The 15,088-nt window shown below is 61.1% G+C and carries 15 protein-coding genes; 5 read left to right on the top strand and 10 right to left on the bottom strand.

The window, feature by feature from the left end; all coding sequences use genetic code 11:
- Positions 1-64 precede the first annotated feature (64 nt).
- Positions 65-973 (top strand): DMT family transporter, encoded by a 909-nt coding sequence (locus N8H74_RS19740; RefSeq protein ID WP_217831368.1) that lies wholly within the window; start codon positions 65-67, stop codon positions 971-973.
- 75 nt (positions 974-1,048) lie between these two features.
- On the opposite strand, the gene N8H74_RS19735 is transcribed toward N8H74_RS19740, so the two are convergent.
- The 3 genes from N8H74_RS19735 to cysK all read right to left on the bottom strand — a co-directional run bounded on the left by N8H74_RS19735 (position 1,049) and on the right by cysK (position 4,841).
- The gene (locus N8H74_RS19735) at positions 1,049-1,912 is read right to left on the bottom strand and encodes a DMT family transporter (protein WP_262149630.1); all 864 of its coding nucleotides are present in this window, start codon (positions 1,910-1,912) and stop codon (positions 1,049-1,051) included.
- 789 nt (positions 1,913-2,701) lie between these two features.
- Entirely contained in the window at positions 2,702-3,640 is a 939-nt protein-coding gene (locus N8H74_RS19730; protein ID WP_217831370.1) for an aspartyl/asparaginyl beta-hydroxylase domain-containing protein, read from the bottom strand.
- Positions 3,641-3,866: 226 nt separating this feature from the next.
- Positions 3,867-4,841, bottom strand: a complete 975-nt coding sequence (cysK, locus tag N8H74_RS19725) for a cysteine synthase A (RefSeq protein ID WP_262149628.1) — start codon at positions 4,839-4,841, stop codon at positions 3,867-3,869.
- Between the two features lie 127 nt (positions 4,842-4,968).
- Between cysK and N8H74_RS19720 the strand changes: the two genes are divergently transcribed.
- From N8H74_RS19720 to N8H74_RS19710, 3 genes are all read left to right on the top strand, one after another.
- Entirely contained in the window at positions 4,969-6,045 is a 1,077-nt protein-coding gene (locus N8H74_RS19720) for a DUF748 domain-containing protein (protein WP_217831372.1), read from the top strand.
- Between the two features lie 177 nt (positions 6,046-6,222).
- A complete protein-coding gene (locus tag N8H74_RS19715) occupies positions 6,223-7,068 on the top strand; it encodes a MoxR family ATPase (RefSeq protein ID WP_262149625.1) in 846 nt (281 codons plus the stop codon).
- Between the two features lie 12 nt (positions 7,069-7,080).
- On the top strand, positions 7,081-8,259 hold the full coding sequence (locus N8H74_RS19710) for a VWA domain-containing protein (protein ID WP_217831375.1): 1,179 nt from the start codon (positions 7,081-7,083) through the stop codon (positions 8,257-8,259).
- A 98-nt stretch (positions 8,260-8,357) separates the two neighbouring features.
- Here N8H74_RS19710 and N8H74_RS19705 read toward each other — a convergent pair whose 3' ends face one another.
- The 4 genes from N8H74_RS19705 to N8H74_RS19690 all read right to left on the bottom strand — a co-directional run bounded on the left by N8H74_RS19705 (position 8,358) and on the right by N8H74_RS19690 (position 12,081).
- Positions 8,358-9,281 carry a biotin-dependent carboxyltransferase family protein gene (locus tag N8H74_RS19705; RefSeq protein ID WP_262149623.1) on the bottom strand — a complete coding sequence of 308 codons (924 nt, stop codon included), beginning with the start codon at positions 9,279-9,281 and terminating at the stop codon, positions 8,358-8,360.
- Entirely contained in the window at positions 9,278-9,982 is a 705-nt protein-coding gene (locus N8H74_RS19700) for an allophanate hydrolase subunit 1 (protein WP_217831377.1), read from the bottom strand. Before N8H74_RS19700 ends, N8H74_RS19705 begins: the two co-directional genes overlap by 4 nt.
- Positions 9,979-10,731, bottom strand: coding sequence for a 5-oxoprolinase subunit PxpA (locus N8H74_RS19695; RefSeq protein ID WP_262149622.1), 753 nt, complete (start codon positions 10,729-10,731; stop codon positions 9,979-9,981). The genes N8H74_RS19700 and N8H74_RS19695 overlap by 4 nt, the downstream gene beginning before the upstream one ends.
- Before the next feature lie 63 nt (positions 10,732-10,794).
- A complete protein-coding gene (locus N8H74_RS19690; RefSeq protein WP_262149619.1) occupies positions 10,795-12,081 on the bottom strand; it encodes an MFS transporter in 1,287 nt (428 codons plus the stop codon).
- A gap of 145 nt (positions 12,082-12,226) precedes the next feature.
- On the opposite strand from N8H74_RS19690, the gene N8H74_RS19685 reads away from it, so the two are divergent.
- A complete protein-coding gene (locus N8H74_RS19685; protein ID WP_262149617.1) occupies positions 12,227-13,138 on the top strand; it encodes a LysR family transcriptional regulator in 912 nt (303 codons plus the stop codon).
- 39 nt (positions 13,139-13,177) lie between these two features.
- Here N8H74_RS19685 and N8H74_RS19680 read toward each other — a convergent pair whose 3' ends face one another.
- Genes N8H74_RS19680 through N8H74_RS19670 form a run of 3 tightly spaced genes read right to left on the bottom strand, consistent with a single transcriptional unit; the run spans position 13,178 to position 15,024 of the window.
- Positions 13,178-13,720 carry a DUF2937 family protein gene (locus tag N8H74_RS19680; RefSeq protein WP_217831381.1) on the bottom strand — a complete coding sequence of 181 codons (543 nt, stop codon included), beginning with the start codon at positions 13,718-13,720 and terminating at the stop codon, positions 13,178-13,180.
- 13 nt (positions 13,721-13,733) lie between these two features.
- Positions 13,734-14,510 (bottom strand): class II glutamine amidotransferase, encoded by a 777-nt coding sequence (locus N8H74_RS19675; protein ID WP_262149615.1) that lies wholly within the window; start codon positions 14,508-14,510, stop codon positions 13,734-13,736.
- Positions 14,511-14,526: 16 nt separating this feature from the next.
- Complete coding sequence (locus N8H74_RS19670) at positions 14,527-15,024, bottom strand: MFS transporter (protein WP_262149614.1); 498 nt, start codon at positions 15,022-15,024, stop codon at positions 14,527-14,529.
- Between the last annotated feature and the right edge of the window lie 64 nt (positions 15,025-15,088).

Raw genomic sequence — 15,088 nt, 5'->3', positions numbered from 1 at the left:
TAGCGGTTGCCATCGTCAGGGCGCTCGGCAACACTCTCGTCCCGATCAAGGAAGGAGACCCGCCGTGAGCCCTGTCGATATTTTCCGTTTGTTGTCGCTGGCAGCCATCTGGGGCGCGAGTTTTCTGTTCATGCGCATCATCGCGCCGGTGATCGGCACGATTCCGACGGCGTTTTTCCGCGTGTCGATCGCTGCCGTCGGTCTGCTGGTGATCCTCGGTCTGATGCGTATCAGCTGGGACTTCAAGGGCAAACTGAAGACGGTGATGCTGCTGGGCCTGATCAATTCGGGCATTCCGGCGACGCTGTATTCGGTGGCGGCCCAAGTGCTGCCGGCCGGTTATTCGGCGATCTTCAATGCCACCACGCCGCTGATGGGCGTGTTGATTGGCGGCTTGTTCTTCAGCGAAAAATTGACCGCAGCCAAGCTCGGCGGAGTGTTCCTCGGGTTGCTCGGCGTCGGCGTGCTGACGCGCGCGGGTCCCGTGGCGTTCGACCTGCCATTGCTGATGGGCGCCCTCGCCTGCCTGCTCGCCACCACTTGCTACGGTTTTGCCGGATTCCTCGCGCGGCGCTGGCTGGACCAGGCCGGCGGGCTGGACAGTCGCTTGTCGGCGCTGGGCAGCATGCTCGGGGCGACGTTGTTCCTGCTGCCGCTGTTCGGCTACAGCGTCGCCACCCAGCCACCGGCAAGCTGGGGCGGCTGGAATGTCTGGCTGTCGCTACTGGGCCTGGGCCTGGGCTGCACGGCGTTTGCCTACATAGTGTATTTCCGTCTGCTCAGTTCGATCGGCCCGGTGAAGTCGATGACCGTGACCTTCCTGATTCCGCCATTCGGCGTGTTGTGGGGGGCGTTGCTGCTCGATGAGCCGCTGTCGATGGCCCATGTGTATGGCGGGGTGTTGATTGCGGCGGCGTTGTGGCTGGTGTTGAAGCCGACGGCGGTGAAGCCGGCCGAGGTGGCGGTACGCTAGCGTTGTCGCGGCTGAATCAGTCTTCGCGAGCAAGCCCGCCGCCACGGCGGGTTGCTCGCGAAGGTGAAGCGAGGGTTATCGAGTCTTACGGAACACAAACGCCAGACCAATGATGATCAACACCATCCCCAACACGCTCAACGCGGCCAGACGATTGCCGAAAATCAGGTAATCCATCACGGCCGTCACCGCCGGCACCAGGTAGAACAGGCTGGTGACATTCACCAGATTGCCCCGCGCGATCAGGCGATAAAGCAACAGCGTCGCCAGCACTGACACCACCAGGCCCATCCACAACACCGGCACGATGAAACCGCTGCCGTGTTCGAAATGAAACGGCTGGAACGGCACGAAAATCCCGCACAGCAACAGCCCCGCCAGGTACTGCACCGGCAGCGTGCCGAGGGGATTGTCGGTGATGCGTTTCTGCATGATCGAGCCGAACGTCATGCTCGCCAGCGCCAGCAAACCGAACAGCATGCCCGCCCAGGACATCCCGGCCAGACCGATGCCCTGATACACCACCATGATCAGCCCGGCCAGGCCCAGCGCCAGACCGAACATCCGGCTCGCCGAACGCTGGCGCTCCATCAGCACCACGGTCAGGATCGGCTGCACGCCCATGATGGTCGCCATCACCCCCGGCGTGACTTTGCAGTCCAGGGCCAGCAGATAAAAGATCTGATAAGCCCCCAACAGCACCACGCCGGTGGCAATCGCATACAGCATCGGCTTGCCGCCCTTGGGCAATTTCAGCTTGAGCAACGGCGCCAGCAGCACCAGCCCACAAAGGGCAATGGCGAAGCGAAACAGCAAGAACGCAAAGGGCGAGGCATGGGCCAGGCCCCACTTGGAGAAAATCGCCCCGCTGCTCCACAGCAGAACGAACAGGCTCGTGGACGTCGCCGCGAGCGCGGATTTTTTCGAAAGGACAAACATGAATACCACCTGTAGTCAGGCACATGGCCAACTCAGCCGAAGCTGAAATTCAGTAGGTTTGTTCAGGCGGGCACAGGGGTCAGCAGAAAACGCCGATCAGCCCGAAATGCCAACGCCCGGCGGTGATACGACTGCGCACACCGGCGTGCTACTGACAGGTGGAGGGTAATGACTGATCTGCACAGGCTGCTGATTCCCGCACGGCACGACGCCAGCGTTGACCGCTGAATCGACTACCGCGTTGATGAGGGATGCAGGCATCTGGGCTGATCTTTTTCGAGGGAGGAAAAGTGAGTCATGCGACTCACGAGCGCCGACTATAACCAGCACCGGACATGGATTGCAACGACTTGGACAAAGGGCCAGCAGCGACAGGCCAGAGGGAGGTGAATAGGCTGATTGGCAACGGCAGCGCCCAACGACGGGGGACAGGGAATGCACGAGATCACATGCCAAGGGAACGGACATATTTGCGGTATCAGTTGTATCGGTCACAGGCCGGTATTACTTATTCACTAGAACTGGTATCGGGAAACCTGTTCATTTAATGATCAATGTCGGAAACACCATGAAAGCTGTCGTTGAAAACAAAGTGTCAGCCCCCCCATCGACCAGAGCCGATAGAAGGCGCTCTTGTGAAGAATTGTCTGAAAGGGAGTTGCAGCGAATCAGAGAGGCATTGGCAAATCCCGCCGTTGAGGAACCAGGGGGGTTCTCGCCGGCGCCTCGTTCGCTTTCCCTGCATAAAAAAACCGCTCACTAAGAGCGGCTTTTTTATTGCATCCAGCCTCAACCAAAAAGCCAGTACCCCAACAACGTCAACACCGCCACCGCCAGCACCGGCCGCATCACGCGATAGGCCTTGGGGTTACGGCGTTTCCACTGTTTGACCACGCCGCTGAACTTGTCGCTGAAGTTCTTGCTCCACGCATACGCCTGATTGATCCCGCCGACGCGTTCGTCGTCGAGGTTCTGCGGTGCCGTGGCCCGACCCAGCCAGCCGCTGATGAAGCGGTTGATGCGGGTCATGAGGCGGTTGCTCAGCGGCCGCTCGATGTCGCAGAACAGGATGACGCGGGTCTTGTCAGTTTCGTTCTTGACCCAGTGCACGTAGGTTTCATCGAACATCACGTCTTCACCGTCGCGCCAGGCGTAGACCTGGCCGTCGACGAAGATCCGGCAATCGTCGGAGTTCGGTGTCGACAGCCCGAGGTGATAACGCAGGGAACCGGCAAACGGGTCGCGGTGCGGGTTGAGGTGACTGCCGCCCGGCAGCAACGCGAACATCGCCCCCTTTACATTGGGAATCGCGCTGACCAGCGCCACGGTTTTCGGGCACAGGGTCTCGGCCGACGGCAGCGGTTTGTCGTACCACTTGAGGTAGAAACGCTTCCAGCCTTTCTTGAAGAACGAACCGAACCCGGCGTCGTTATTCTTCTCGGCGGCGCGGATGTAACCCTCGTCAAACAGGTGCATGGCTTCGTCGCGGATGGTTTCCCAGTTGTCGCGCAACACATCCAGTTCGGGGAATTTGCTGCGATCCAGATAAGGCTTGGACGGCACGCCGGAGAACAGGTACATCAAGGCGTTGTACGGGGCGAACAATGCCGAGTGGTTGACGAACTGACGCAGTACCGGCAAACGCGCCTTGCCGCGCAAATGCACATAGAGAGTGCTGCCCAGAAACAGCAACAGCACCAACGCCTTGGCGGCTAAAGGAAAGGTCATCAACAACTCCTTGAAAAAAGACACGCTGCACAATGCCATTTACCCGGCATGGCAGCCGGCCATGATAAACACTACCGGCGCCGGGAAACACCCGCCAAACCCAAGATTCAGTATTAAGGATTGCGCAACAAAGCACTTATTAACATATGAGTCCTGAACCCTGGCTGACATGGATCATGAAGATCAATGGATCGCAGCGTTGGGTTGCGATCCCTGGCTCAACGGCTTATTGCTGGGTCTCCTGCTCGGTGAACAGGTCGCTGAACAGCATGCTCGACAGATAACGCTCACCGGAATCCGGCAGCACCACGACAATGGTCTTGCCCTGCATTTCCGGGGTTTCCGCCAGACGAACGGCAACAGCCATCGCAGCCCCGCAAGAAATCCCGCACAAAATTCCCTCTTCCTGCATCAGGCGCAGCGCCATGGCCTTGGACTCGTCGTCGGTGACCTGCTCAACGCGGTCCACCATCGACAGATCCAGGTTCTTCGGCACAAAACCGGCGCCGATGCCCTGAATCTTGTGCGGACTCGGTTTGATCTCTTCGCCCGCCAGGGCCTGGGTAATCACCGGGGAAGCCGTCGGTTCCACGGCCACCGAGAGAATCGGTTTGCCCTGGGTATTCTTGATATACCGCGAAACGCCGGTGATGGTTCCGCCGGTGCCGACACCCGCCACCAGCACGTCGACGGCACCGTCGGTGTCGTTCCAGATTTCCGGGCCGGTGGTCTTCTCGTGGATCGCCGGGTTGGCCGGGTTATCGAACTGCGCCGGCATGAAATATTGGCTCGGGTCGCTGGCGACAATCTCGGTCGCTTTCTCGATCGCACCTTTCATGCCCTTCGCCGGCTCGGTCAACACCAGCTCTGCGCCAAGGGCCTTGAGAACTTTACGTCGTTCGATGCTCATCGAAGCCGGCATGGTCAGCATCAGTTTGTAACCACGGGCAGCGGCCACAAAGGCCAGGCCGATACCGGTGTTGCCCGAGGTCGGCTCGACGATGGTCATGCCCGGCTTGAGCCTGCCGCTGCTTTCGGCGTCCCAGATCATGTTCGCGCCGATCCGGCACTTGACCGAGTAACCGGGGTTACGCCCTTCGATCTTCGCCAGGATAGTCACGCCACGCGGCGCAATACGGTTGATCTGCACCAGCGGCGTATTGCCGATGGAATGGGCGTTGTCAGCAAAAATACGGCTCATGACCGGGTCCTTAAGCAGCGTTGAATTCAGCGCTCCAAGGTAAGCCTGTTGCCCCTGTCAGTCCAGTCGGGTCGAACGTCTGCGGCCACCGGAAGTCAATCGCTTACATTGTCCGGAAATCGCCGTCATGAAGCGTCGCTACAGCTGGCCGTTGTGGACCCTCGCCACCGTTGTCGTGTTGCTGGTTGCCCTGCACATCGCCCTGCCCTATCTGGTGCGCGATTACCTGAACGACAAACTGGCGAACATGGGCGATTACCGTGGGCAGATCACCGACGTCGACCTGGCGCTATGGCGCGGTGCCTACAAGATCAACGGGCTGAAAATCGTCAAGGTCGACGGCAAGGTGCCCGTACCGTTCGTCGATGCGCCGCTGATCGATCTGTCGGTCAGTTGGCATTCGCTGTGGTACGACCATGCGGTGGTGGCGCAAGTGAAGTTCTTCAAACCCCAGGTGAACTTCGTCGATGGCGGGGCCAACAAGCAGAACTCCCAGACCGGTCAAGGCACCGACTGGCGCGCGCAACTGGGCAAGCTGCTGCCAATCACCCTCGACGAAGTGCAGATCCACGACGGGCGCATCAGCTTCCGCAACTTCAACTCCAAACCGCCGGTGAACATGAACGCGACCCGGGTCGAGGCCAGCATCTATAACCTGACCAACGTGGTCGACAAACAGGGCAAACGCGACGCCACCTTCGAAGGTAAAGCCTTGCTACTGGGCCACGCACCGCTGGAAACCAGCGCTACCTTCGATCCGCTGAGCAACTTCGAAGACTTCGAATTCCGCCTGCGCGCCCGCGACATCGAACTCAAAAGCATGAACGACTTCGCTTCGGCCTACGGCAAGTTCGACTTCAACGCCGGCCACGGTGACGTGGTGATCGAAGCCCAGGCCAGCAAGGCCCAGCTCAAGGGCTACATCAAACCACTGCTGCGCGACGTCGACGTATTCAACTGGCAGCAGGACGTGGAAAACAAGAACAAGGGCATTTTCCGTTCGATCTGGGAAGCATTGGTCGGCGGCACCGAAACCGTGCTCAAAAACCAGGGCAAAAACCAGTTCGCCACCCGGGTCGAACTCAGCGGCAGCGTGCATCAGCAAGATATCAGCGCGTTCGAAGCATTTTTGCAGATCTTGCGCAACGGCTTCATCCAGGCCTTCAACGCCCGGTATGAGCGGCCGAAGCCGGAGGCCGGTTAGGGTTTTGCGGTTAAAGGGCCATCGGCCGAGACTGAGTCAACATGTGACGCTCCATTCAGAGACTGAATAAGCCGTCTGCGTTCACAGTCGACCGGACTGCGCGTTATAGTCGGGCATCCGATTTTTTCGCCTCCGCCCTGCCCGTGCAGGTCGGCGTTACCGTTCGAGGATTAGCAGATGAAGTTCGAAGGCACCCAGGCCTACGTTGCCACCGATGACCTGAAGCTGGCGGTCAACGCCTCCATCACGCTGGAGCGGCCGCTGCTGGTCAAGGGCGAGCCGGGCACCGGCAAGACCATGCTCGCCGAGCAACTGGCCGAATCGTTCGGCGCCAAGCTGATCACCTGGCACATCAAGTCCACCACCAAGGCCCATCAGGGCCTGTACGAGTACGACGCGGTCAGCCGTCTGCGTGACTCGCAATTGGGCAATGAAAAAGTCCACGACGTGCGCAACTACCTGAAGAAGGGCAAGCTCTGGGAGGCTTTCGAGTCCGAGGAGCGGGTCATTCTGCTGATCGACGAAATCGACAAGGCCGACATCGAGTTTCCCAACGACCTGTTGCAGGAACTCGACAAGATGGAGTTCTACGTCTACGAGATCGACGAGACCATCAAGGCCAAAAAGCGCCCGATCATCATCATTACCTCCAACAACGAGAAAGAACTGCCGGACGCGTTCCTGCGCCGCTGCTTCTTCCACTACATCGCCTTCCCCGACCGCACCACCCTGCAGAAAATCGTCGACGTGCACTATCCGGACATCAAGAAGGACCTGGTCAGCGAAGCGCTGGACGTGTTCTTTGATGTGCGCAAGGTGCCTGGGCTGAAGAAGAAGCCTTCGACCTCCGAACTGGTCGACTGGCTGAAACTGCTGATGGCCGACAACATCGGCGAAGCGGTGCTGCGCGAGCGCGATCCGACCAAGGCCATCCCGCCGCTGGCCGGCGCCCTGGTGAAAAACGAACAGGACGTGCAACTGCTTGAGCGCCTGGCGTTCATGAGCCGTCGCGGCACCCGTTAAGAGGCTGAAGCCATGTTGCTCAACCTGTTCAATGAAATGCGCGCCGCCAAGGTGCCGGTGTCGGTGCGCGAGCTGCTCGACCTGATCAACGCGCTGAAACAGCGCGTGACCTTCGCCGACATGGACGAGTTTTACTACTTGTCCCGGGCGATTCTGGTGAAGGACGAACGGCATTTCGACAAGTTCGACCGCGCCTTCGGGGCCTACTTCAATGGCCTGGAAAAACTCGACGATCACCTGCAGGCGCTGATTCCCGAGGACTGGCTGCGCAAGGAATTCGAACGCTCGCTGACCGATGAAGAACGCGCGCAGATCCAGTCCCTCGGCGGGCTGGACAAGCTGATCGAAGAGTTCAAGAAACGCCTGGAAGAACAAAAGGAACGCCACGCCGGCGGCAACAAATGGATCGGCACCGGCGGCACCAGCCCGTTCGGCTCCGGCGGTTTCAACCCGGAAGGCATCCGGGTCGGCGATGCCGGCAAGCGCCAGGGCAAAGCGGTGAAAGTCTGGGATCAGCGCGAGTACAAGAACCTCGACGACTCGGTGGAGCTAGGCACCCGCAACATCAAGGTCGCCCTGCGCCGCCTGCGCAAATTCGCCCGTCAGGGTGCGGCGGAAGAACTGGACATCGACGGCACCATCGACCACACCGCCAAGGATGCCGGCCTGCTGAACATCCAGATGCGTCCGGAACGGCGCAACACGGTGAAACTGTTGCTGCTGTTCGACATCGGCGGCTCGATGGACGCCCATGTGAAGATCTGCGAGGAGCTGTTCTCGGCCTGCAAGACCGAGTTCAAACACCTGGAGTATTTCTACTTCCACAACTTCATTTATGAGTCGGTGTGGAAGAACAACATGCGCCGCACCTCCGAGCGCACCTCGACCCAGGACCTGCTGCACAAGTACGGTGCCGACTACAAAGTGATCTTCATTGGCGACGCGGCCATGGCACCTTACGAAATCACCCAGGCCGGCGGCAGCGTCGAGCACTGGAACGAGGAGCCGGGTTACGTGTGGATGCAGCGCTTCATGGAGAAATACAAGAAGCTCATCTGGATCAACCCGTATCCGAAGGACACCTGGAGCTATACCTCCTCAACCAACATCGTGCGCGATCTGATCGAGGATCAGATGTATCCGCTGACGTTGCGTGGGCTGGAGGAAGGGATGCGCTTTCTGTCCAAGTAGATAGCCGTTGTCAGTGATGGCCTCTTCGCGGGCAAGCCCGCTCCCGCAGGGTTGTGAACAGCACACATCCTGTGGGAGCGGGCTTGCCCGCGAAGCTTTTATCGGTCGATAAAGCGCTGCAGATACTCGACTTGCTCCCGGTGCGCCACCTCCTGCACCACCGGCTTCAAACGCACCTGCGTCCCCGGCAGACACTGCGCCAGCCGCGCCAGTGCCAAGGGCGTCAACGCCCCCAATCGCGGATAGCCGCCGATGGTCTGCCGATCGTTGAGCAACACAATCGGCTGCCCGTCCGGCGGCACCTGCACCGCCCCCAGCGGGATGCCCTCGGAAATCATCGGCCGGCCCAGATACTGCAACGCCGTGCCCAGCAGCCGAATGCCCATGCGGTCGGCGCGGCTGTCGAGGGTCCATGGGCTGTTGAACACATCGAACAGACTCTGCCCGCTGAACTCGCCGATCTGCGCCCCCAGTACCAGATCCAGCGGCGTATCGAGCCGCAGATCCGGCCGATGCTGCGCCGGCACTTCGCGTACCAGCAGGGTTTCGCCCTGATAACTCAGGGTCGCGCCCTTGGCCAGCGGCAGGCCCCTGCCATCGAGTCCACCGAGTTCCTCCCGCACCACCGTGGCGCTGCTGCCCAACACCGACGGCGCGCTGAAGCCACCGGGCGCCGCCAGATAGGCCCGCGCGCCGAGCAATGGTTGGGTGAACTGTAAAGTCTGTCCTTTGCGCAACTTGAAGCTGCGCCACGGCGCCAACGCCTCGCCGTCGATCCGCGCGTCGAGATCCGCCCCGGCCAAGGCCAGCAGGCAGTCCTCTTCGGCCACCACAGTGAACCCGCCGAGGGTGATTTCGATCACCGGCAGATTCAGTCCGTTGCCCAGTAGCCAGTTGGCCCAGGCCATCGAGCGCCAGTCCGCCGCGCCGCCCTGGGTCACGCCCAGGTGCCGCACACCGAAGCGTCCGGCGTCCTGCAACAGGCACAGCGGCGTACTTGCTTCAATCGTCAGTCGGCTCATGCCAGCGCCTCCAGAGGCGTGTCGTCACCGCCGAGGTTGATGAATTCGGCATGGCTCACCGCCTCGAAACGCACGGTGTCGCCGGGCTGCATCAGGCTGTAGCCCTCTCGATTGCGGTCGAACAGTCTGGCCGGTGTACGACCGATCAGGTTCCAGCCACCGGGCGATACCACCGGGTACGCGGCGGTCTGACGCTCGGCGATACCGACGCTGCCAGCGGCGACTTTCTTGCGCGGGGTGTTCAAACGCGGCGCCGCCAGGACCTCTTCCACCAGCCCCATGAAGGCAAAGCCCGGTGCGAACCCGAGGGCGAATACCTGATATTCCCGGGCGCTGTGGCGGCGGATCACCTCCTCCACCGCCAGCCCGCTGCGCCGAGACAACAGGCTCAGTTCCGGGCCGACACTCAGGTCGTACCAGACCGGCAGCACATGGCACTGGCCGCCGGTGCGCGCATTCGGCGACAGATCGATCAGCGCCTCGGCGATCAACTCCCGGGCCTGATTCGGGTTCAGCGCCGTCAGGTCGTAATGCACCATCAACGTTGTGTAGGACGGCACCAGATCGATCAGATGCGCACCGAACGCTGCGCGCAATCGCTCGCTGGCGGCAAGCATCCACGGCATGTTCGCTTCGGCGATTTCGTCGAACAGGCGCAGCATCAGGCAATCCAGCGCCACCACTTCCACCCGCGGATTCATGCGCCACCCTGCTCGTTCAAGGCCTGACGAATGCGCTGTACGGCGGCGACCGAACTGGCATTGTCGCCATGCACGCACAGGGTATTGGCTTGCAGATGCAGGGCGCTGCCGTCGCTGGCGGTGAGGTTGTCGCCGCGGGCGATGGTCAGCGCCTGCCCTATGATGGTTTGCGGATCGTGATGCACGGCGCCCGGCAGTTGCCGCGACACCAGCCGGCCAGCACTGTCGTAGGCGCGATCGGCGAACGCTTCAAACCACAAGGTCACGCCGTATTCATCACCCAGTTGCTGGGCCGGTGCGTTGTCGCGGGTCGCCATCAGCATCAGCGGCAACGTGCTGTCATAGGCCGCGACGGCCTGGATCACCGCGCGCAGTTGCGCCGGGTTGGCCATCATGTCGTTGTACATCGCGCCATGGGGTTTGACGTAGCTGACCCGCCCACCCTGGGCGCGGCAGATGCCGTCGAGGGCGCCGATCTGGTAATGCAGGATGTCTTGCAGTTCCTGGGCGGTGTAGGCCATGGAACGTCGGCCGAAGCCGACCAGATCCTGATAGGCCGGATGCGCGCCGATCTGCACGCCATGACTCAGGGCCAGGCTGACCGTCTTGCGCATGATGCTCGGGTCACCCGCGTGGAAACCGCAGGCGATGTTGGCGCAATCGATGAAGGGCATGACCTCCGCGTCCAGACCCATGGTCCAGTTGCCGAAGCTCTCGCCAATGTCGCAGTTCAATAGCAGGCGGCTCACGGTGAACACTCCTGTAGATTCTTGTCTCTTTTGCTGTAGGACGTTTGCCCCGCAGGTTATCAGTTACTGCGCATCGAGTTGCTTGCCACGGGTTTCCGGCAGGCTCAGCGCCGCGAGAATCACCACCCCGTAGGACACCGCCGCAAAGGCGCCGATGCCGACACTCAGCGGGACTTTCTGGCTGAGCAGGCCGATCAGCAGCGGAAACAACGCCGCCAGCGCCCGGCCGACGTTGTAGCAAAAGCCCTGGCCCGAACCGCGAATCCGCGTCGGAAACAGCTCGGTGAGGAACGCGCCCATGCCGCTGAAGATCCCCGAAGCGAAGAAGCCCAGCGGGAACCCGAGCCACAGCATCACGCCATTGCTGACCGGCAGTTGGGTGTAGAGCAGAACGATGGTGAACGAACCGACGGCGAACAGGATGAAGTTCTTCTTGCGCCCCAGCAGGTCGGTCAGATACGCACTGATGACGTAACCGACGTAGGAACCGACGATCACCATCGCCAGATAACCGCCGGTGCCGAGTACGCTCAAGCCGCGCTCGTTCTTCAGAAAGGTCGGCAGCCAGGACGTGATCGCGTAGTAGCCACCCAGCGCGCCGGTGGTCAGCAATGACGCGCGAATCGTGGTGAAGAGCATGCCGGGAGCGAAGATCTCGTAGAACTTCGCTGGATTCTCCGGGGTTTGCCGGGCCTTGGCTTCGCGGTAGATCTCCGGGTCTTTCACCAGACGCCGCACGAAAATCACGAAAATGGCCGGAACGATGCCGAGGATGAACAGCGCACGCCAAGCGTCTTCCGGCGGCAAAACCGAGAACAGCAGCGCATACAGAATCGCCGTCAGCCCCCAACCGATGGCCCAGCCGGATTGCACCATCCCTACCGCTTTGCCGCGATCCTTGGCGCGAATCACTTCGCCGATCAGTACCGCGCCGGCGGTCCACTCACCGCCGAAACCAAAGCCCATCAGGGTCCGGGCGATCAGCAATTGTTCGTAGTTCTGCGCGAAACCGCAGAGGAAGGTGAAGAAGGCGAACCACAGCACCGTCAGTTGCAGGGTGCGCACACGACCGATGCGGTCGGAGAGAATCCCCGCGACCCAGCCGCCGATGGCCGAGGCGATCAGGGTGCTGGTGTGGATCAACCCGGCCTGACCGGTGGTGATGCCCCACATCGCAATCAGGGTCGGCACCACAAAGCTGAGCATCTGGGTGTCCATGCCGTCCAGGCCATAGCCGATCTTGCAGCTCCAGAAGGTGCGGCGCTCCTGCTGATTGATATTGCGATACCAGTCGAACGGCCCGGGACGCGCCGAAGCCTTGGGTAAATCGAGGGTGTCGGGAGCACTCATGGCAAATCTCCGCGGTTTTTATTGGTCTTGTTCGTAGCTCCGACGACGCCTATCGTGGGAGCCGGATGCGTCGATTTTTGGGCGCGCGGCCCGGCGGCGTCCAACGAATAAAAACCCGCCCAAGACATAAGAAAAATTTGTTGCCATGAACCTGAAGTTTCTCGAAACCTTTGTCTGGGTCGCCCGGTTGAAGAATTTTCGCCTGACCGCCGACAAGCTCTTCACCACCCAGGCGTCGATTTCCAGCCGTATCGCCGTGCTCGAAAGCGAGCTTGGGGTGAAGCTGTTTCTGCGTGATTCCCGAGGCGTCAGCCTGACGCCGGAAGGGTTGAAAGTGCTGGAATACGCCGAGCAGATGCTCGACACGATGCAGGCGCTGAAACAGTCGATCGAGACCCGCTCAAGCAAGGTCGGGCGGGTGCGGATCGGGGTGATGGATACGGTGATCCACACCTGGCTCAGCCCGCTGGTGGCGCAGATAACCGATTTGTATCCACGGGTGGAAATCGAATTGGTGGCGGATACGTCGCTGAACCTCTGCGATCAGCTGCAAAAAGGCTTTCTCGACCTGATCCTGCAAACCGATCTGGTGCGCCATGAAAGTGTGCGCAGCCTGGAACTGGCCAGCCATCCGATCGGCTGGATCGTCGCCAGTAGCTCGATCTACAACCGCGACTACGCCAGCCTCGCCGATCTGGCCCGGGAGCGGATCATCACTTACTCGAAAAATTCCCGTCCGCATCAGGACATCCTCGCGCTGATGCAGGCCCACGGCGTGCTGGCGCCACGGCTGAACTGCGTGAATTCGGTGTCGGCGATTACCCGGCTGTTGCGCGACGGCTTCGGGATCGGCGCCTTGCCACCAGTGCTGGTGGCCGAAGAACTGGCGCGAGGTGAACTGACATTGCTGGATCTCGATCAACGGCCACCGAACCTGCAAGTGGTGGTGTCGTGGCGCACGGGTGTCGAGTGGGTCGAGGAAATCGTGACGCTGTGTCAGCAGGTGCTGGAGGGGTATGCGCGCAAGGTGGGCGAAAGCTACATCAGCCTGACCTGATCGTTCCCACGCGCGGGAACGATCAGCGGAGGGTTTCGGTTACAAGCCGCGCACATCCCGGTCTTCGATCGGCCGGCTCTGCCGCGCACGCTTGCCGCCAAGCACCACCCAGTCGATCAGACGGAACAGGCATTCGAGGCCGAACGACAACAGCATTGCGCCGCTCATGCCCCAGATCATCGCCTCTGGCGTCAGCAGGATCTGGTAGCTGTAGCCGTTCCAGGTTTCCTTGCGGATGTCCGGGTCGGCGGCCAGCACCACTTGCAGGAAGCGGATGTACCACGGGCCTTGCATGGCCTGGAACTGTTTATCCAGCGCGAGCTGGCGATTGAGCAAGGTACTCAGGCTGTCGGCGTCGCTGCGAAACACCGGGTCTTCGCTGGCACGGTAATGTGCGACCAGCGCCTGCAAATCACCTTTGAAGAACTGCTCGGCGGTGCCCTGGAAACCGCGCAAGCCGGTCTGGGCCTCGATCAGATGCGCTTCGACCCGTTTCGCGTAATCGTTGATGAACCCCGGCACCTGGACACCGATCAACAGGCCCGCCGCAAACAACACCAGCCGTAGATAACTGAGCAACATCGGGGAGAGATCCTTATTCGGTCGTGCCCTGGCTGACGCATTCGCCGCGTCGCCACAGGCTCCATTGGCCCGGCTCGTAGCGGGTCCAGGTTTCGTTTTCGGTCAAGGGTTCGGTGGCAATCACCGTGACCACGTCGTTGGGCGTGGTTTCGGCCTGGAAGTCGACGATCACATCGACATCCTTGAGTCGCGCCGGGCCGAACGGGGCGCGGCGGGTGATCTGGGCCAGTTTGGTCGAGCAATAGCAGAACAGCCAGTCGCCATCGCTGAGCAGGCAATTGAACACGCCTTTGCTGCGGTATTCGGCGCACGCGGCGACCAGGTCCGGCAGCAACACTTCGATGTCCACTGGCTCGAGAAACGCCGCCCTTACGCGATTGAGCAAATCGCAGAACGCCGCTTCGCTGTCGGTGTCGCCGACCGGGCGGTAGAAGCTCTTGATCGGTGTGAAGTCGGCGAGCTGGCCGTTGTGTGCGAAGCACCAGTTGCGGCCCCACAGTTCGCGGACGAACGGATGGGTGTTGGACAGGCAGACCTTGCCGACGTTGGCCTGGCGGATATGCCCGATCACCACTTCGCTCTTGATCGGGTAACGCTGGACCAGATTGGCCACTTCCGACTCGCTGCTGGCCGCCGGGTCCTGGAACAGCCGCAAGCCGCGACCCTCATAGAACGCGATGCCCCAGCCATCACGGTGCGGGCCGGTGCGACCGCCGCGCTGCATCAGCCCGGTGAAGCTGAACACGATGTCGGTCGGCACGTTGGCGCTCATGCCCAGTAATTCACACATGTGCGGACTCTCGTGATTACAGACGCGGCTCGACCCGCATGCGCTGCGGGTTGCTCGGCACCGGCGGGCGGCCGTAACGGTCATCCCCGGCACCGCCGAACGGTTGATCGTCGTCCCGCTCCTCGGCACGCGCCGCTGCACGGGCAGCCTCGGCCTTCTCCTTGCGCGCGTTGGAAGCACGTTCGATAGGCAGGCGGATCAGCACGAACACCAGATACAGGCCCAAGGCGATCATGGCGTACATGAGCAGTTCGGAAATCGCGCGGAAGGCGTTGTTGCCGACCTTGAACGCCAGATCCAGCGCCGTGATGGCGACCGCCGGGGCGTATTTTTCCTTCACCGGGTCAATGATGGTCGGGCTGAACAGCAACACTGCCATCAATACACGCAGCGGCTCGCGCAGCCAGCGCCACATCCAGCGGGTCATCCGCATCCACACCAGCAGGCAGCCCAAAGCGGCGAAGGCGTAGAGGCCCCAGGCGATCAGATAGTCGTTCTCGGTCATGGTGTCCATGGCAAGGCAGGCAAATAGGCGCTTATAGTAACGACTTTTCGCCCGTCAGGCTTGTCCCAATGCC

Source organism: Pseudomonas sp. B2M1-30 (genome assembly GCF_025447575.1).
Taxonomy (GTDB): Bacteria; Pseudomonadota; Gammaproteobacteria; order Pseudomonadales; family Pseudomonadaceae; genus Aquipseudomonas; species Aquipseudomonas botevensis.
This window is presented reverse-complemented; position numbering and strand designations above follow the sequence as displayed.